Origin of the sequence: Kribbella antibiotica, assembly GCF_004349055.1 — a bacterium.
Lineage (GTDB): Bacteria > Actinomycetota > Actinomycetes > Propionibacteriales > Kribbellaceae > Kribbella > Kribbella antibiotica.
The window spans coordinates 1-16,105 of the sequence record NZ_SMKX01000105.1 but is presented as its reverse complement, the minus strand read 5'-3'; the positions used below and the strand labels follow the sequence as shown (position 1 = coordinate 16,105).

17 protein-coding genes and 1 pseudogene are annotated in these 16,105 nt (G+C 67.4%); 11 read left to right on the top strand and 7 right to left on the bottom strand.

Going from position 1 to position 16,105, the window contains the following annotated elements; all coding sequences use genetic code 11:
• Positions 1-62 precede the first annotated feature (62 nt).
• The 3 genes from E1263_RS28785 to E1263_RS28775 all read left to right on the top strand — a co-directional run bounded on the left by E1263_RS28785 (position 63) and on the right by E1263_RS28775 (position 3,544).
• A complete protein-coding gene (locus E1263_RS28785; protein WP_132172966.1) occupies positions 63-1,583 on the top strand; it encodes an ATP-binding protein in 1,521 nt (506 codons plus the stop codon).
• Positions 1,580-2,221, top strand: coding sequence for a LuxR C-terminal-related transcriptional regulator (locus E1263_RS28780; RefSeq protein ID WP_132172964.1), 642 nt, complete (start codon positions 1,580-1,582; stop codon positions 2,219-2,221). The genes E1263_RS28785 and E1263_RS28780 overlap by 4 nt, the downstream gene beginning before the upstream one ends.
• Positions 2,222-2,338: 117 nt before the next feature.
• A complete protein-coding gene (locus E1263_RS28775) occupies positions 2,339-3,544 on the top strand; it encodes an MFS transporter (protein ID WP_132172962.1) in 1,206 nt (401 codons plus the stop codon).
• Here E1263_RS28775 and rpsR read toward each other — a convergent pair.
• Positions 3,515-3,757, bottom strand: a complete 243-nt coding sequence (rpsR, locus tag E1263_RS28770) for a 30S ribosomal protein S18 (RefSeq protein ID WP_132172960.1) — start codon at positions 3,755-3,757, stop codon at positions 3,515-3,517. The two genes, E1263_RS28775 and rpsR, sit on opposite strands and share 30 nt — an antisense overlap.
• A 50-nt stretch (positions 3,758-3,807) precedes the next feature.
• Here rpsR and rpmF point away from each other — a divergent pair, with 50 nt between their 5' ends.
• From rpmF to E1263_RS28755, 3 genes are all read left to right on the top strand, one after another.
• Positions 3,808-3,969 (top strand): 50S ribosomal protein L32, encoded by a 162-nt coding sequence (rpmF, locus tag E1263_RS28765; RefSeq protein ID WP_132172958.1) that lies wholly within the window; start codon positions 3,808-3,810, stop codon positions 3,967-3,969.
• 101 nt (positions 3,970-4,070) lie between these two features.
• Complete coding sequence (locus tag E1263_RS28760; protein ID WP_132172956.1) at positions 4,071-5,396, top strand: C1 family peptidase; 1,326 nt, start codon at positions 4,071-4,073, stop codon at positions 5,394-5,396.
• 40 nt (positions 5,397-5,436) lie between these two features.
• Entirely contained in the window at positions 5,437-6,393 is a 957-nt protein-coding gene (locus E1263_RS28755) for a DUF1152 domain-containing protein (RefSeq protein ID WP_132172954.1), read from the top strand.
• On the opposite strand, the gene E1263_RS28750 is transcribed toward E1263_RS28755, so the two are convergent.
• Positions 6,390-7,085 carry an alpha/beta fold hydrolase gene (locus tag E1263_RS28750; RefSeq protein ID WP_132172952.1) on the bottom strand — a complete coding sequence of 232 codons (696 nt, stop codon included), beginning with the start codon at positions 7,083-7,085 and terminating at the stop codon, positions 6,390-6,392. The two genes, E1263_RS28755 and E1263_RS28750, sit on opposite strands and share 4 nt — an antisense overlap.
• Positions 7,082-7,813, bottom strand: a complete 732-nt coding sequence (locus tag E1263_RS28745) for a PIG-L deacetylase family protein (RefSeq protein ID WP_132172950.1) — start codon at positions 7,811-7,813, stop codon at positions 7,082-7,084. The genes E1263_RS28750 and E1263_RS28745 overlap by 4 nt, the downstream gene beginning before the upstream one ends.
• A 40-nt stretch (positions 7,814-7,853) precedes the next feature.
• On the opposite strand from E1263_RS28745, the gene E1263_RS28740 reads away from it, so the two are divergent.
• Complete coding sequence (locus tag E1263_RS28740; protein ID WP_165956781.1) at positions 7,854-8,810, top strand: serine hydrolase domain-containing protein; 957 nt, start codon at positions 7,854-7,856, stop codon at positions 8,808-8,810.
• On the opposite strand, the gene E1263_RS28735 is transcribed toward E1263_RS28740, so the two are convergent.
• The gene (locus tag E1263_RS28735) at positions 8,807-9,415 is read right to left on the bottom strand and encodes a ClpP family protease (protein ID WP_132172946.1); all 609 of its coding nucleotides are present in this window, start codon (positions 9,413-9,415) and stop codon (positions 8,807-8,809) included. The genes E1263_RS28740 and E1263_RS28735 overlap by 4 nt on opposite strands.
• Positions 9,412-10,008 (bottom strand): ClpP family protease, encoded by a 597-nt coding sequence (locus tag E1263_RS28730; RefSeq protein ID WP_132172944.1) that lies wholly within the window; start codon positions 10,006-10,008, stop codon positions 9,412-9,414. Before E1263_RS28730 ends, E1263_RS28735 begins: the two co-directional genes overlap by 4 nt.
• Positions 10,009-10,106: 98 nt before the next feature.
• Here E1263_RS28730 and E1263_RS28725 point away from each other — a divergent pair, with 98 nt between their 5' ends.
• Entirely contained in the window at positions 10,107-10,484 is a 378-nt protein-coding gene (locus E1263_RS28725) for a hypothetical protein (protein ID WP_132172942.1), read from the top strand.
• On the opposite strand, the gene E1263_RS28720 is transcribed toward E1263_RS28725, so the two are convergent.
• A complete protein-coding gene (locus E1263_RS28720) occupies positions 10,465-11,337 on the bottom strand; it encodes a serine aminopeptidase domain-containing protein (protein ID WP_132172940.1) in 873 nt (290 codons plus the stop codon). The two genes, E1263_RS28725 and E1263_RS28720, sit on opposite strands and share 20 nt — an antisense overlap.
• A gap of 82 nt (positions 11,338-11,419) precedes the next feature.
• Here E1263_RS28720 and pcrA point away from each other — a divergent pair, with 82 nt between their 5' ends.
• Both pcrA and E1263_RS28710 read left to right on the top strand, forming a co-directional pair.
• The gene (gene pcrA / locus E1263_RS28715; protein ID WP_132172938.1) at positions 11,420-13,750 is read left to right on the top strand and encodes a DNA helicase PcrA; all 2,331 of its coding nucleotides are present in this window, start codon (positions 11,420-11,422) and stop codon (positions 13,748-13,750) included.
• Between the two features lie 102 nt (positions 13,751-13,852).
• Positions 13,853-14,416 (top strand): hypothetical protein, encoded by a 564-nt coding sequence (locus E1263_RS28710; protein WP_132172936.1) that lies wholly within the window; start codon positions 13,853-13,855, stop codon positions 14,414-14,416.
• Between the two features lies 1 nt (position 14,417).
• Here E1263_RS28710 and E1263_RS28705 read toward each other — a convergent pair whose 3' ends face one another.
• Positions 14,418-15,413 (bottom strand): alpha/beta hydrolase family protein, encoded by a 996-nt coding sequence (locus E1263_RS28705; RefSeq protein WP_202869096.1) that lies wholly within the window; start codon positions 15,411-15,413, stop codon positions 14,418-14,420.
• Between the two features lie 29 nt (positions 15,414-15,442).
• Here E1263_RS28705 and E1263_RS28700 point away from each other — a divergent pair.
• Positions 15,443-16,105 (top strand): annotated as a pseudogene (locus E1263_RS28700) (hypothetical protein); the annotation flags it as partial.

The following is a 16,105-nucleotide window of genomic DNA, read 5'->3' as shown; positions in this document are numbered from 1 at the left end:
GAGGAGGCGCCCCGGGACAAGCCTGCTGGTGTCGGCCCGGTCGGCATGTGACGATCGTTGTGATGAGTCAGCCAGCCTCCGCCGCGCCGACGGGTGGGGTCTCCGACACCGGGGCCCCAGCCGAGCCGCAGCCTGCGGCGGAATCGGACCAGTGGCGCTACAAGCACTGGGGCCCGCAGGGTCCCAAGCAGTACCAGGGCCCGTACGCCGCCTACGCCGCGCGCCAGGCAGCCGCGGGTGGCGCGGGTGGCGCACCGGCGGCTCCGCCACTGCCTCCCGGCCCGACATTCACCCAAAGCAGGCCGACCACCGAGCTACCCCCAGTACGCCGGGCCTACCGCCGTACGGATGGTCGTGTCGTGGCCGGCGTGGCCGGCGGTGTGGCTGACCACCTCGGTATCTCGGACACCCTGGTCCGGCTGGTGCTGATCGCCGCCACCGTCTTCGGTGGGATGGGAGTGCTGGTCTATGCGGCACTGTGGTTCCTGATGCCGCTCGGTACGCCGGTTGCTCCGGCCGCACCGGGTCTGGCTGCGCATACGCGGAGCGGGCTGCGTTCGGACGAGCCGTCACCGCCGATGGCCGAGGCGAAGGCGCGGAAGAAGGACAAGAGCAGCGGCCAGGTGACCGCGCTGGTGGTCGTCGGAGCCGCCGCACTGCTCCTGCTGCAGGTTGCCGGCATCGGAATCGCCGGGAAGATGTTCTGGCCGCTGGTGTTCGCCGGGGCCGGTCTGGCGCTGATCTGGCGGCAGGCCGACGAGGGCCAGAAGGCAGAGTGGACGAAGGGCGTCGGGATCCCGGTCGTCGGCGTACTGCTCGGCAAGGGCGGCGCCAAGTCGCTCATCCGGCTCGGTATCGGCATCATCCTGGTCGGTACGGCGGTGGCCGTCTTCCTGGTGCAGAACGGCCAGCTGTCGCAGCTCGGCAACGTACTGATCGCTCTGGTGCTCGCAGTGGTCGGCATTGGCGTCATCGCCGGACCATGGGTGCGGCGTCTGACCACCGATCTGAACTCCGAGCGTGCTGAGCGCATCCGGTCCCAGGAGCGCGCCGACATGGCCGCGCACCTCCATGACTCGGTGCTGCAGACGCTCGCCCTGATCCAGAAGCAAGCTGGCGACCCGAAGGCGGTTGCGACGCTCGCCCGCTCCCAGGAGCGCGAGCTGCGGGCCTGGCTGTACGACGACGATGACATGACCGACCAGACGCTGTCCGGAGCCGCCAAGCGGGCCGCGGCCGAGGTCGAGGACTCCCATGGGGTGCCGATCGAGGTAGTGACGGTCGGGGACTGTGAACTGACCGAGCCGCTGTCGGCCATGGTCCGCGCAGCGCGGGAGTCGATGGTGAATGCGGCCAAACACTCCGGTGCGGCGAAGATCGACGTGTTCGTCGAGGTGGACGGCGACCGGGCCGAGATGTTCGTCCGGGACCGCGGTCAGGGCTTCGACGTGGACGGCGTACCGGACGACCGGCTCGGGTTGCGGCACAGTGTGATGGGCAGAATGGAACGGCACGGCGGTCGCGCGACAGTGCGGTCCGATGCGGAAACAGGCACCGAAGTGCGACTGGAGATGGACAGATGAGCAGCAGGCGCGTTGTCGTCATCGATGACCACGACATGTTCCGGGCCGGAGTGCGCAGCGAGATCGGCGCGTCGGTCGACATCGTCGGGGAGGGCAACGACGTCGACTCCGCGGTGAAGGCGATCGTTGCGACCGAGCCGGACGTCGTCCTGCTCGATGTGCACCTGCCCGGTGGCGGCGGCACCGAGGTGATGAAGCAGGTGCACCAGCGGCACCCGGAGATCAAGTTCCTGGCGCTGTCGGTGTCGGATGCCGCCGAGGACGTGATCGGCGTGATCCGGGGCGGCGCCCGCGGCTACGTCACCAAGAACATCAGCGGGACCGAGCTGGTCGACGCGATCAACCGGGTGGCCGAGGGCGACGCGGTGTTCTCGCCGCGGCTGGCCGGGTTCGTGCTGGACGCGTTCTCCGGGGCCATCGACATCGCCTCGGTCGACGAGGACCTGGACCGGCTCTCGCAGCGCGAGCGTGAGGTGCTGCGGCTGATCGCCCGTGGGTACGCCTACAAGGAGGTGGCCCGCGAGCTGTTCATCTCGGTGAAGACGGTGGAGACCCACGTGTCCTCGGTGCTGCGCAAGCTGCAGCTGTCGAACCGTCATGAGCTGACCCGGTGGGCGACTGACCGCCGGCTGGTCTGACGTTCCACTGAGCTCACCTTCCACTGGGCGGAAGGTGCGCTGGCGCGCAGAGCGTCGTACCGGGACCTTTCTGGGAAGCCTGGCCGGGATCCGCCCGTCCGGCTGACCGGAGGTCCGATGTCGCGCGGCAGTTGGGTTCGAGCGCTGTGCTGGAGTGCTGTCCTGCTGGACGGCTTTGACCTGGTGGTGCTGGGGACGATCACCCCGGTGCTGCTGAGCGACAAGGTGTGGGGTTACACGCCGTCTGTTGCAGCCGCTGTCTCCACGGCCGGACTGGCCGGTATGACGCTGGGTGCGCTGACGATCGGGACAGTGACCGACCGGATCGGCCGCCGCAAGGCATTGCTGATGGCGGTTGCCCTCTTTTCGTTCCTGACCCTGCTCTGCGCATTTGCGCCGAACGCGGGGACCTTTGGTGTCCTGCGCTTCCTGGCGGGCCTGGGGCTCGGCGGATGCTTGCCGACAGCAATCACTCTGGTGACGGAGTACTCGCCGCAAGGCAGGAACGGTGGCCCGACCACACTGGTGATGACCGGGTACCACGTCGGCGCTGTGATCACTGCGCTGCTCGGGATCCTGGTGATCCCGGAGCTGGGCTGGCGGGCGATGTTCGTGATTGGTGCGGCGCCGGCACTGGTACTGCTGCCGCTCATGTGGCGCTATCTGCCGGAGTCCCCGTCGTTCTCGCGGGAGACTGCCACTCCGGCGCTGGAGTCGGTGAAGTCCTTGCTGCGCCCGGAGTTCCGGCGTCCGACGCTGGCGTTCTGGGTCACGTCGTTCATGGGGTTGCTGCTGGTCTACGGGCTCAACACTTGGCTGCCGCAGATCATGCGTGAGGCCGGCTACCCGCTGGGCGCCGCACTGAGCCTCCTGCTGGTTCTGAATGTCGGTGCGGTTGCCGGGCTGCTGCTGGCCGGCCGGATTGCCGACAAGGTTGCACTGCGCCCGGTCACACTGGGCTGGTTCGTCGGTGCGACGATCACACTGGCTCTGCTGAGCGTCCGACTCCCCAGTGTGATCCTGTACGTCGTCGTACTGCTGGCTGGTGTCTTTGTCTTTGCCGCACAGGTGCTCGTGTACGCGTATGTCGGCCGCATCTATCCCGCAGCGAACCGGGCGACCTCACTGGGCTGGACGGCGGGTGTCGGACGCCTCGGTGCGATCGCCGGCCCGATTCTTGGCGGCGCTCTACTGTCGGCCGGCATCGCATTCCCCTGGGGCTTCTACGCGTTCGCCCTGGTCGGGGGACTCGCCGCAATCTCAGTCGGCCTGGTGGAGCGCCGTACGGCGGGGCTAGCGGTTCGTGGAGGTGTAGGGCAGTAGGGCCATCTCGCGGGCGTTCTTGATCGCGCGGGCGACCTGCTTCTGCTGCTGCACCGAGAGGCCGGTCACCCGCCGGGAGCGGATCTTGCCGCGGTCGGAGATGAACTTCCGCAGCAGTGCGGTGTCCTTGTAGTCGATGAAGGTGATGCCGTCGCGGTCCAGCGGGTTCTGCTTGGGCTTGCGGCTGCCGGTGACCGGTGGTCGTCGCGCCATCGCTCGCTGCCTCCTTGGTATTGAATGTCGTTTTCATTTAGCATAGCGCCATGGCTGTCCCGAAACGCAAGATGTCCCGGTCCAACACCCGCAACCGGCGGGCCCAGTGGAAGGCCGCTCCGGTCGACCTGGTGCCGATCGTGGTGAACGGAAAGCACCTGCGGGTGCCGCGCCGGCTGGTCCGGGCGTATCAGCGCGGTCTCATCGAGTGACGTCGCGGTTACCGGCAGGGTGGCGGGTTGTGGACAGGGCACAGATCCGCCACCCCGGCGGGAGCGGTGGCGACTTGGCGGCTGAGATACCGTCGATTCTTATGGAGCGGAATCTCACAGCTGAACAACTCGCGCTCTTCGAGAAGGAGTTCGCGTCGAACCCGCAGTACCGGGTGATGCAGAACGCCGTCACGCAGACGCCGGTGAATGCCATCGCCCTCGACCGTCAGGTCGTCACCTCCATCGACCACTCGGTGTCGAACCTTCTGGACGACTGGAAAGTCACCAACCAGAAGAAGAGCGGGCGGTGCTGGCTGTTCGCCGGGCTGAACCTGCTGCGCGTCGGCGCGGCCGAGAAGCTCGGTGTGAAGGACTTCGAGTTCTCGCAGAACTATCTGCTCTTCTGGGACAAGTTCGAGCGCTCGAACTTCTTCCTGGAGGCGATCATCGAGACCGCCGGTCGCGATGTCGACGACCGCACGGTCGCGCACCTGCTGTCCGACCCGATCGGTGACGGCGGCCAGTGGAACATGTTCGTCGCCCTGGTCCGCAAGCACGGCCTGGTGCCGAAGTCCGCGATGCCCGAGACCGAGAGCTCGTCCTCGACCGGTCAGCTCAACGACACCCTGCGCAAACTGCTCCGTCAGGGCGCCCGCGACCTGCGCGCCCTCGGCGGCGACGCCGAGGCTCAGCGTGAGCGCAAGCGCGAGGTCCTCACCACCATCCACCGCGCGCTGAGCATCCACCTCGGCACCCCGCCGCAGAAGTTCCTGTGGCAGTGGAAGGACAACGACAAGGGCTTCCACCGCGACGGCTGGACCACCCCCGCCGAGTTCGCCGCGGCGTACGTGCAGGTCCCGGTCGACGACTACGTCTGCCTGGTCCACGACCCGCGCGAGTCCAGCCCGGTCGGCAAGACCTTCACCGTCGACTACCTCGGCAACGTCATCGACGCCCCGCCGGTCGTCTACCTGAACGTCGAGATCGACCTGATGAAGAAGCTCACCCAGGACGCCATCGTCGGCGGCGAGCCGGTCTGGTTCGGCTGCGACGTCGGCAAGCAGATGAACGGCGACCTCGGCATCTGGGACGCCAACCTCTACGACTACGACGCCGTCTACGACACCAGCTTCACCCTGGACAAGGCCGAGCGCCTCCTCCACCACGAGACCCTGATGACCCACGCCATGCTCTTCACCGGCGTCGACGTGGTCGACGGCGAGCCCCGCCGCTGGCGCGTCGAGAACAGCTGGGGCGACGAGAAGGCCGACAGCGGCTTCTGGACCATGAACGACTCCTGGTTCGGCGAACACGTCTTCGAGATCGCCGTCCGCCGCTCCGCCCTCCCCGCCGACCTCCAGGCCCGCCTCGACGACGACCCGATCGTCCTCCCGGCCTGGGACCCGATGGGCGCCCTCGCCGACTAATCCGTACGAGAAGGTTCCGGCCGCGGGCTAATCTGCCTTGGTGTTCACGCTGTCGGAACCACCGCTCTTCACCCGCCTCCGCACCGCGCAGCGCATCCTGATTGCCGGTGCCGGAGGCGGTTTTGACGTGTACGCCGGCATCCCGCTGGCACTGGCGTTGTCCGCGCAGGGCAAGCATGTGCACCTGGCGAACCTCTCGTTCGCCGATCTCGACGCGCTCGAACTCGAGGACTGGCTGGCACCGGATCTGGCCGCGGTTCGACCTGGCAGTCGTGGCCGGCCGGAGTACTTTCCGGAGCGGGTGCTGGCGCGCTGGCTGGAATCGAAGGATCTGCCGTCAACCGTGTACGCATTCCCGCGGATCGGCGCGCGGCCGCTGCGAGCGGCGTACGAGGCTCTGGTTCGTCACCTTGAGGTCGATGCGGTCGTGCTGGTCGATGGTGGTACCGACATCTTGATGAGGGGTGACGAGACCGGGCTGGGCACTCCGGAGGAGGACATGGCCAGCCTGGCCGCCGTGTCAGGTCTGAGTGAACTTGAGCGGATCGTGGTCTGCCTCGGGTTCGGGATCGACGCGTATCACGGGGTGAGCCACGTCGACGTACTCGAGAATCTGGCGGCTCTGGATCGGACCGGCGCTTATCTGGGCGCGCTGTCGATTCCCTCGGGTTCGGCGGAGGCCGCGTCGTACCTGGATCTGGTCGACTACGCGCAGGCGGTGACGCCGCTGCGGCCGAGCATCGTCAACGGGCAGATCGCCGCAGCCTTGGACGGCACCTTCGGGGATGTCAGCTTCACCAAGCGCACTGCCGGCAGCGAGCTCTTCGTTAATCCCCTGATGGCTGTGTACTTCGCGGTTGACCTGATGGGCCTTGCCGGTTCGGTCGGCTATCTCGATCAGCTGCACGACACAGATCACCCGGCGCAGATCACCGGGGTGATCGAGCGCTACCGCGAAGCGCTGAAGCTGCGCTCACGCCGTACGTATCCGCACTAAAGGATCAGTTGTAGCGCCTCGGAGGGCCTCTCCAGGGTGGGCAGATGTCCTGCCCAGGGGAGGTCTTTTCGTTCTGCGTTGGGGAGGCGGTCCATCAGGTACGTCGCGGAGTCGGCGAAGAACTGGAAGTCGTGGGCGCCGGTGATGACGCGGACGGGCATGGTGAGGTTTTCGGGGACGACCGGGTATTCCTCGTTGTCCACGTCGCCGGCGGGGAGCTGGAGTTCGAAGGCTCGGCGTTGCATGGTGCGGAGGAGCTCTTGGGCCTCGGGGGATGCTTCGGGGCCTAGCCAGCGGTCGACCGTGAGCTGGGTGGCGGCTTCGACGTCGCCGGCTTCCAGGAAGGCGTTCTCTTCGGCCCAGAGGGCTCTGAGGACCTCGTCCGGTTCTACGTTGTCGGTGGGGGCGCAGAGGAGCACCAGGCGGGTGAAGCGGTCGGGTTGCAGGCTGGCTGCTTGCTGGAGGACATAGCCGCCGTACGACGCTCCTACCGCTGCGACCTGGTCGAGGCCTAGCTCCTCCAGGAGGGCCAGTACGTCGCCCGCATCGGAGTACTTGGGGACTAGCGGGGCCTCGCCGTAGCCGCGGAGGTCAGGGGTGATGACCTGGTGGGTGGCGCTGAGGGCCTCGGCTTGTTGGCGCCACATGCGGCTGTCGGCCACGCCTGCGTGGAGCAGAAGAAGGGGAGTCATGCGCGCAATCGGATCACAGTGAACGGCTCGGCGTAACTGTTTTTCGGCAGGCCAGCGAGAACTGCGCGTTCCTGGGAGAGCTGGCGCATGCGGGTGGCCAGGCCCTCGGGGTTGCGGTGCTGGCTGGTGTGGGACAGCAGGGCGGCGATCTTCTGGTCGATGGTGTCGGTGATGTCGACGTAGTGGTTCACCTCGGGGTGCTCGACGAGCCATAGCTCGTCCAGGTCCCACGGCTCCTCGGTGAGCTCCGGGAACGCGTAGGGGTTGCCCGCTGCGGGGTAGAAGGCGCGGACAGTCGCCTCACCGGCCGCCAGGTGGTCTGGGTGCGACACAGGGAGCCGCTGCCAGTTGCGGTCGGGCGACGAGGTGATCAGGCGCTGCGGACGCACCTGGCGGATCACTCGGACGATGTCGCGGACCAGCTCAGCCGTCGGCTCGACCGCGCCGTCGTGGTAGCCGAGGAAGTGCAGGTCCTGTACGCCGGCATGCGCGGCCGCCGCGGTCTGCTCGGCCCGGCGGACCGCTGGGATCTCGGAGCGATCCCGGTCCGGCTCGAAGCCGCCCTCCTGGCCGTCGGTGACGATGCAGTAGTGCACCTCGATCCCGGCCTTGGTCCAGGCGGCGACGGTGCCGGCGGCGGCGAAGTCGATGTCGTCGGGGTGCGCGACTACAGCAAGCACTCGTTCGATTTCGGTGTCAGGACGCGGTTTGGCGGCAGGAACAGTCACGCCATCGACCTTACTTGTCCGACCTGGGCACAGTGGACCTGTGGAGTTCGGCGGCGAGTGCGACCCGCGAGAGGTCGGTCTGGACGCTGCTCGGTTGGCTACGGCGATCGAGCGCGTCGAGGCGCGTCGCGGGGTGGCTCAGCTGTGCGTGATCCGGGACGGCCGAGTCGTCGTCGACCGGTGGTTCGGGTGCGAGCCGGATGCGCTGTTCTGGCTGTTCGCCGCGAGCAAGCCGTACGTCGTGATCCTCGTGCATCAACTGGTGGAGGCCGGCGTACTGCATCTGGACGACGAAGTGGCGGCGTACTGGCCTGAGTTCGTGGGGGAGGGCAAGGACGGGGTCACCGTGCGCGACGTGTTGGGCAACCAGTCCGGCGTGGCCGGCGCGCACCGGTCCGAGGTGCGGGTGATGACCGACTGGGCGAAGTCACTACGCCGGATCGAGCAGGAGCCGCTGCGCTACCCGATCAGCTCGCTCGCGTTCGGCTTCATCCTGGCTGAGCTGGTCCAGCGGATCACCAGGCACCCGATCCAGGTCGTGCTGCAGGAGGCGGTGCTCCGCCCACTCGCGGTGACCGACACGCACCTGGGTCTGCCGCCACAGCTGTGGGGCAAGCAGGTGCCGGTCAAGGGCAGTCGGCTGGTGAACCGCCGCAGTACCCGGGAGGCCGCCGTACCGGGTGAAGGTGTGTCGGCCACAGCTCGCGACCTCGCTGCGCTCTACCAGATGCTGCTGAACAACGGCATCGGTACGGCGGGCCGCGTGCTGCGGCCGGAGTCGGTCGCGGCCGCGGCGATGCCGACCAGCGACCCTGCGTTCGGCCAGCTCAGAAGTCCGCGGGTGTTTGGCTTCAACGGCAGCGACTGTTGTGTCGGCTGGGCCGATCCGGAGCGGCAGCTCGCCTACGCCTATGTGACCGACCACCTCGGCCGTGGGCCTGCAGAGCAGGCCCACCACGCCGCAGTGGCTGACCGCGTCCTCGCTGCCGCGGGTTAAGCCAGGACTGGTACGGCGGCCCGTTCCTGGACGACGCGGTCGACGATCCCGTACTCACGGGCCGCCTCGGCGGTCAGTACATGGTCGCGGTCGGTGTCGTGCCGCAGTCGCTCAATCGACTGGCCAGTGTGTTCCGCAAGGATCGACTCCACCTGGGCGCGGACCCGCACCACCTCATCCGCCTGCAGAATCAGGTCGGGAATGGTGCCCCGGCCGCTTGCCGCCGGCTGGTGCAGTACGACGCGTGCATGCGGCAGCACCGACCGCCGACCGGGCGCACCGGCCGCCAGCAGAACCGCACCGGACGCAATCGCCTGTCCGACGCAGAAGGTCGCCACCGGTGCCGAGATGAGTCGCATGGTGTCGTAGATCGCCAGTGCGGCCGTGGTGTCACCGCCCTCGCAGTTGATGTAGAGGTTGATCTCCCGCTCGTTGTTGTCGTACTCCAGGTGCAGCAGCTGCGCGATCATCGCGTTGGCCACGCCGGCATCGATCGCCGTACCGAGGTAGATGATCCGCTCGGACAGCAGGTGCGAGTAGACGTCCATGACGCGCTCACCGCGCGGGGACTGAGCTATGACGTTCGGAATCATGTACGAGCTCATGCTGCCGCCTTCTGAAGAGGCATCACCTGGTCGAACGACGAGACGATGTGGTCGATGAAGCCGTACGCACGGGCTTCGTCCGCGGAGTACCAGTGGTCGTGCAGTGAGTCCTCGTGCACGGTGTCGAACGACTGACCGGTGTCCTCGGCGATGATCGCCAGAACGGTGTCACGGATCTGTCGCAGGTCATTGGCCTGGATCTCGATCTCTACTGCCGAGCCACCGATGCCGGCCGAGCCCTGGTGCATGAGGATCCGCGCGTTCCGCAGTGCGAACCGCTTGCCCGGCGTACCGGCTGACAGCAGGAACTGGCCGGCACTACAGGCCAGTCCGATCGCCAGCGTGGACACATCACACGGCACCAGTCGCATCACGTCCCTGATCGCCAGCATCGACGGCACTGACCCACCGGGCGAGTGAATCCACAGTGCGATCTCGCGGTCGGGGTCCTCTGCTGCCAGTGTCAGGATCTGCGTCGCCAGCAGGGTCCCGTTGTCGTCGTCGAGCGGACCGTCCAGTACGACGATGCGGCGGTCGAAGAGCCGCTGCCGGGCGGACGGATTGAACAGCGGGGGCTTGGTGTCATCTGCCATGCGTCCACTGTGGGCGCGCGACACCGGCGTAACCCAGTCTTTCTGCTGACGGCAAGTCTGCTGAGAGCCAACAAGATGCTGTGGCAGGCTCCTCCACTGTGAATCTGAGCGATACCGCCATCCTGGTCGCGGACGATCTGTCCGACTCCGAACGCACCCTGCTGGAGCTGACGGCCACTCCGGCCGCCACCTTGCTCGGAGCGGTCTCGATGATCCTCCGTACGACGCTCTTCGCCGACGAGCCCGCCGCCTGGGTCGACATGTGGCAGGCCCGCCCGGACTTCGCCCGGATCGAGTGGCTGGGCGGACCTGAGCTCTCCGACGTTGTCGCGCTGCTTGCGGCCAAGGACTACGAGGGCCAGATCGAGGGCGTGCCTGGTCTACGCATCGGCTCCTGCAACGACCACACCGCGAAGATGCACTGGCTGGGCTCCGCCGTACCGGTTGAGCTTCAGCTCACGCGCCAACTGTCCTAGCGATTCGCTCCGCGAGGTCGGCGGGGAAGGTGTGTCTCAGCCCGGGCACCCGGTCGATTGTGATGCCGGCCAGTTGAGGCTCGGCGGCGTCGACGACCTCGAGCAGGTCGTCGTCCGTGCCGATCCAGATCGTTGCCGGATGCAACGAGTTGGCTGACGCTTCCGGCAGCTTGCGTAGGGCGGGAGCCACAGCCAGTACGCCGCTCACTCGCGCCGGCCGCGCGGTCATCGCCCAGTCGATCGCGACCCGGCCGCCGGCCGAGAACCCGGCAGCGACCAGCGGGAGGCCGGCCAGGTTGTGCGGGAGCTCAGCGAGTCCGCGCGCGATGTCGGCCGCAGCCTGCTCGGGATCCGGCCAGGTGCGATACATCGGGGACATGCGGCGCGAGGACTCGACGCAGACGAGCGCGTAGCCGAGGTCGAGCACACTCGCCCAGTCCCGCTGCGCGTGCGCCGCTCGCTGCCCCGCTCCGTGCAGTGCTACGACGACACCGATTGGTTTCGTGGGCCTAGTGATGAGCGCAGGCGTCGGATCGTCGGCTGCTCGGTGGGTGGACTCTGCGACCAATGCCTGGAACTCCGGGCGGTCCGCGAGGGCGGCGAGGTCGTCGTCATCGGTGAGGATCTCGGGGCGCCACCAGCCGCCCTGGTCCAGCCCGTCCTGCAGTGCTTTCAGCGAGCCGTCCGCATCACCTGATGCGCCGAGGACACAGGCGCGGAGGTGGGCCAACTCGGCTGACCACGGCTCCAGGCCGGTCGCAGACTCCAGTACGGCGACAGCGTCGGCGTACCGGCTCTCGCCGTACAGGGCCTCGATCTGGTCCACGACTGCGTCGTACCGGGTGTCGTCCATAGGTCGAATCTTTGCAGGGCGAGGGTCCGCGATCGAACCTGTTTTCGGTAACTGTCGGCGGGTGCGCCTATGGTGTTCGGTGATGACTACGCTCTTCTCGCCTGATGAACTGCCGGTGCCGCTCGAGGAGCCCAAGAAGCACCGCGCCGATCCTGCCGCGCTGCTGGACGGGCTCAACCCGCAGCAGCGGGCTGCTGTTGTGCACGCAGGGAAACCGCTGCTCGTGGTGGCCGGTGCCGGGTCGGGGAAGACCCGTGTGCTGACACGGCGGATCGCGTATCTGCTGGGCGCGCGCGACGCGCACCCGGGATCGATTCTGGCGATCACGTTCACCAACAAGGCGGCCGCCGAGATGCGCGAGCGGGTCGTCGACCTGGTCGGTCCGCGGGCGAAGCTGATGTGGGTCTCGACGTTCCACTCGTCGTGTGTGCGGATGCTGCGCCGCGACATCAAGAAGTTCGGGATCAACCCGACGTTCTCGATCTACGACCAGACCGACTCGCGCCGGCTGATGACGCTGGTCTGCCGTGAGCTCGATCTGGACGTCAAGCGGTACAACCCGCGTGCGGTGCTGAACTGGATCAGCACCCAGAAGAACGAGCTGATCGACCACGAGACCGCCTCGTCGAAGACCTCCAACCCGCTGGAGGAGACCTACGCCGAGTGCTACCGGATCTACCAGGAGCGCCTGGCGCAGGCGAACGCGCTGGACTTCGACGACCTGCTGATGACCACGGTCAACCTGCTGCAGGCCTTCCCCGAGGTCCGGGAGTACTACCGGCGCCGCTTCCGCCACGTGATGGTCGACGAGTACCAGGACACCAACCACGCGCAGTACACGCTGATCCGCGAGCTGTGCAGCGAGGATGCGCCGGGTCCGAACGGCCCGACCGCACCGCCGGCCGAGCTGATGGTCGTGGGCGACTCCGACCAGTCGATCTATGCGTTCCGTGGGGCGACGATCCGCAACATCCTCGCCTTCGAGGAGGACTTCCCGGGCGCCGAGACGATCCTGCTCGAGCAGAACTACCGCTCCACCCAGACCATCCTGACCGCGGCCAACGCGGTGATCAGCCGCAACGAGGGCCGGATGGCCAAGAACCTCTGGTCCGACCAGGGGCAGGGCGAGCAGATCGCGGTGTACGTCGCCGACAACGAGCACGACGAGGCGCAGTTCGTCGCCGACGAGATCGACCGGCTCGCGGACAGCGACAAGGTGAAGCCGAGCGATGTCGCGGTCTTCTACCGGACCAACGCGCAGTCCCGGGTCTTCGAAGAGGTCTTCATCCGGACCGGCCATCCGTACAAGGTGGTCGGCGGCGTCCGGTTCTACGAGCGCAAGGAGGTCCGCGACGCGCTCGCGTACCTGCGCGTGCTGGTGAACCCGGAGGACACCGTCTCGCTGCGCCGGATCATGAACGAGCCGAAGCGCGGGATCGGCGAGCGCGCCGAGGCGGCGATCGAGGCGCTGGCCCAGCGGGACCGGATCTCGTTCGCGGCCGCCATGCGCCGGGCCAGTGACGCACCGGCGATGGCTTCGCGCTCGGCGAACGCCGTACAAGGGTTTGTGGACATCCTCGACGACCTGACCGCCATGGTCGACTCGGGAGCGCCGCCGGACGACATCCTGGACAGTGCGCTGCACCGCTCCTCGTACTACGAGACGTTGCAGAAGTCGCCGGATCCGCAGGACGAGACCCGGCTGGAGAACCTGGACGAGTTCATCTCGGTGGCCCGTGAGTTCGTCGAGGAGCGGACGGCGGCCGGTGAGCCGTCGGATCTGCAGGCGTTCCTGGAGCGGGTCGCGCTGGTTGCCGATGCAGACCAGATCCCCGACGCGGACGACGACGGTGGCGTGGTCACGCTGATGACCCTGCATACCGCCAAGGGCCTGGAGTTCCCGGTCGTGTTCCTTACCGGCATGGAGGACGGCGTCTTCCCGCACTCGCGCTCGCTGAACGACGTGAAGGAGCTCGAGGAGGAGCGCCGGCTGGCGTATGTCGGCATCACCCGGGCCCGGCAGCGGCTGGCGATCTCGCGGGCAGCAGTGCGGTCGGCGTTCGGCGCTCCGCAGCACAACCCGCCGTCCCGCTTCCTCGACGAGCTCCCGCCCGAGCTGCTCGACTGGCGCCGCGACGAGTCCGCGATCACCCGCTGGTCCGGCACCGGTACGTCGTCCGGCGGCAGCAGCGGTGGCGGGATCCCGAGCCGCTACGAAACGTCGCGACGCAGCTCCACCGACAAGCCGACGATCAACCTCAATCCGGGCGATCGAGTGGTCCACGACAGCTTCGGAATGGGCACCGTCGTGGTCGTTCGCGGCGAGGGACAACAGGCTCAGGCCGATATCGATTTCGGCTCCGAAGGCGTAAAACGCCTGCTCCTGCGGTACGCGCCGGTCGAAAAGATTTGAGACAAGAAGTTCCGTAATCGGCTTGTATCTGGGCCGGAGATTGAGACAATCGAGAATCTTCGGCCCACCTTTGACGGGCCTATCCGTGAAGGCGCCCACCTGATGCCCAAGCCCGTTGCAGCGAGTCACCGCCGGATCATCCTGGCGGGGGCGAACCCTGGGCTGCGGCTGTTCGACGAGGCCGGCAAAGTGACGGCGTACGCCTCGATCTGGATGGTGGACTGGTCGATCCGCGGCTCCGGAACGGCTGTGGTGCTGTGGTTCGACGGCATCGTCCGAGTGGTCTCGGAGGACGTCGACCTGGCCGCCTGGCTGGAGCGGTACTTCGTTCGCTCGTTCCTTGAGGTGCAGGGTCTGCCGTGGCACGAACCGGCGATCGAGCGCGATCTGGTGCAGGTCTCGATGAATCTCGCCGACGGTCTGAGCGTCAAAGCCGCCGATATTCAGATCGAAATGGGTGGCGTTCTCGACCGGCGTCTCTTTGCCACCGACAACTTCCAGCTTGCCGAAGGCAACCACAGCCTCAGCCTGGTGATCGCCCCCGTCCGCTCCGCCACCGTCTCCATCGGCGGCGCCTCCGTCCCCGGCTTCGTCCAGGTCGACGGCACCCCCGAAAAGCCCGGCTCCTCCGCCTTCCTCACCACCGCCGAGGTCTGGCGCCGCTGACTCAGCGGGCGCGAAGGAAGTCGCGGTGGACGGCGAGGACACCGTCGGCGAAGAGAGCTCGGGGCCAGAAGACAGCGGTGAAGAAGCCGAGCAGCTCCGAGTTTTCGACCGCAGGCTTGGCCATTGAGTGCATGGCATCGAACCGGCGGGTGGTCACACCGGCGCCGAGCAAGCGCTGGTACGTCGTTGCGGTCTCGGCGATGTCGACGTTGCGATCCTGCTCGCCGAGGAGCAGCAGGACGGGGACCTTCGTGGCGGCCAGCGCGGTCAGGTCCTGGGTGGCGTCGGCGGTGTGGTTGCGCTTCACGAAGTCCCAGCGGTCGGCGTCCATCGGCTCGGGGTCGGTGGTTTTCTCCCGGTACGTCGCGTAGTTCGCGTCCTGGGTGAGCAACGCACGGGTCTGGTCACTGACGGCGATGGCTTGGGCGCGTTCGTCGGGGCCGGCGTGTTCGTGGTCGAGCTCGGCGAGCAGGTTGAAGCGGCCTTGACGGAGCCAGTTGATCGCGGGGCTGACAGCGACGATCCCATCGATGTCGTCGCGGGCGACCGCTACCGCCGGGAGCACCCAGCCGGCCTGGCTGACACCCCACAGCACAACCTTCTCGGCGCCGGTCTGTTTTTGCGCCCAGTCGATCACGGCGGAGACCTCGGCCGCGCGGTCGGTCATGCTCTGGTGCAGCCAGTTGCCGCGGGAACCGCCGACGCCCGCCTTGTTCCAGGAGACCGTCGCGAACCCGGCATCGGCGGCCGCCTCGAACCAGGGCAGGTAAAGCCCGTCATGCGTGGCATCCACCGGCCCATCGCCGTGCACGATCACCACGAGACCGCGCGGCGGACCGTTCGGCGGCAGCGTCAGCACGCCCTCCAGTGTTCCTCCGGCCACTGGGATCGCCGGTGATTCCAGCCGATACCGGTAGTCGTTGCCGAACACGACAACACCGACAACGGCGATCACCGCTGCCACCAAACCCAGGATCACATATTTCCATCTACTCACGTTCGTAGTCTAGATGATAGATTCAAGCCATGATGTCGCCCCGGACTGTCATCGATGCCTTCCTGCCGAGCGCAGGCAAGGTCGCCCTCGAGCAGGTCTACGACACGGCCAACGCCGCCGGAGTCGCCGATCAACCCCTGCGACTCGCGCTCAGACGCCTGGTCGCGTCCGGCGAGGTCGTCCAGACCGGCCGAGGCCGAGCCGGTGCGGCGTCCTTGACCGACACCGGTCGCCTTCGGCTGGAGCAAGACCGCATGGCAGTCCGGCTGGCACTCGCACAGGACCAAGGCCTAGCTGGATGGGACGGTCGATGGCAGTTGCTTGCGGTCAGCGCTCCCGAGTCCGACCGCGCGGTCCGCGACACCCTGCGCCGTACGCTCACTGAGGCCGGTGCAGCCCCCGTCTCCACCAGCTTGTACGTCACCCCTCACGACCTGAGCGCGCTGATCGACGACGACCGGCACCTCGTCCACGCCGTCGCCACCCACCTCGACGTGCGCGGGACCACCGACCCGCAAGCCATCGCCGAGCTGCTCTGGCCACAAGAGCCCCTTCTCAAGGGCTATGCCAAACTCCAGCAAGTCATCGACGAGGTCGACACCACCGATGCCGACAGCGCCTTGGTCCAGCAGCTCCGCTTGGCCGACGCCCTCGAAGACGCCCTCCGCCCTGACCCCCTCATTCCACCCGAG

Bases quoted from the DNA above. Each gene is read 5' to 3' on its own strand.
- E1263_RS28785 (WP_132172966.1), top strand. From the start codon at position 63: ATGAGTCAGCCAGCCTCCGCCGCGCCGACGGGTGGGGTCTCCGACACC.
- E1263_RS28780 (WP_132172964.1), top strand. From the start codon at position 1,580: ATGAGCAGCAGGCGCGTTGTCGTCATCGATGACCACGACATGTTCCGG.
- E1263_RS28775 (WP_132172962.1), top strand. From the start codon at position 2,339: ATGTCGCGCGGCAGTTGGGTTCGAGCGCTGTGCTGGAGTGCTGTCCTG.
- rpsR (WP_132172960.1), bottom strand. From the start codon at position 3,757: ATGGCGCGACGACCACCGGTCACCGGCAGCCGCAAGCCCAAGCAGAAC.
- rpmF (WP_132172958.1), top strand. From the start codon at position 3,808: ATGGCTGTCCCGAAACGCAAGATGTCCCGGTCCAACACCCGCAACCGG.
- E1263_RS28760 (WP_132172956.1), top strand. From the start codon at position 4,071: ATGGAGCGGAATCTCACAGCTGAACAACTCGCGCTCTTCGAGAAGGAG.
- E1263_RS28750 (WP_132172952.1), bottom strand. From the start codon at position 7,085: ATGACTCCCCTTCTTCTGCTCCACGCAGGCGTGGCCGACAGCCGCATG.
- E1263_RS28735 (WP_132172946.1), bottom strand. From the start codon at position 9,415: ATGAGCTCGTACATGATTCCGAACGTCATAGCTCAGTCCCCGCGCGGT.
- E1263_RS28730 (WP_132172944.1), bottom strand. From the start codon at position 10,008: ATGGCAGATGACACCAAGCCCCCGCTGTTCAATCCGTCCGCCCGGCAG.
- E1263_RS28720 (WP_132172940.1), bottom strand. From the start codon at position 11,337: ATGGACGACACCCGGTACGACGCAGTCGTGGACCAGATCGAGGCCCTG.
- pcrA (WP_132172938.1), top strand. From the start codon at position 11,420: ATGACTACGCTCTTCTCGCCTGATGAACTGCCGGTGCCGCTCGAGGAG.
- E1263_RS28710 (WP_132172936.1), top strand. From the start codon at position 13,853: ATGCCCAAGCCCGTTGCAGCGAGTCACCGCCGGATCATCCTGGCGGGG.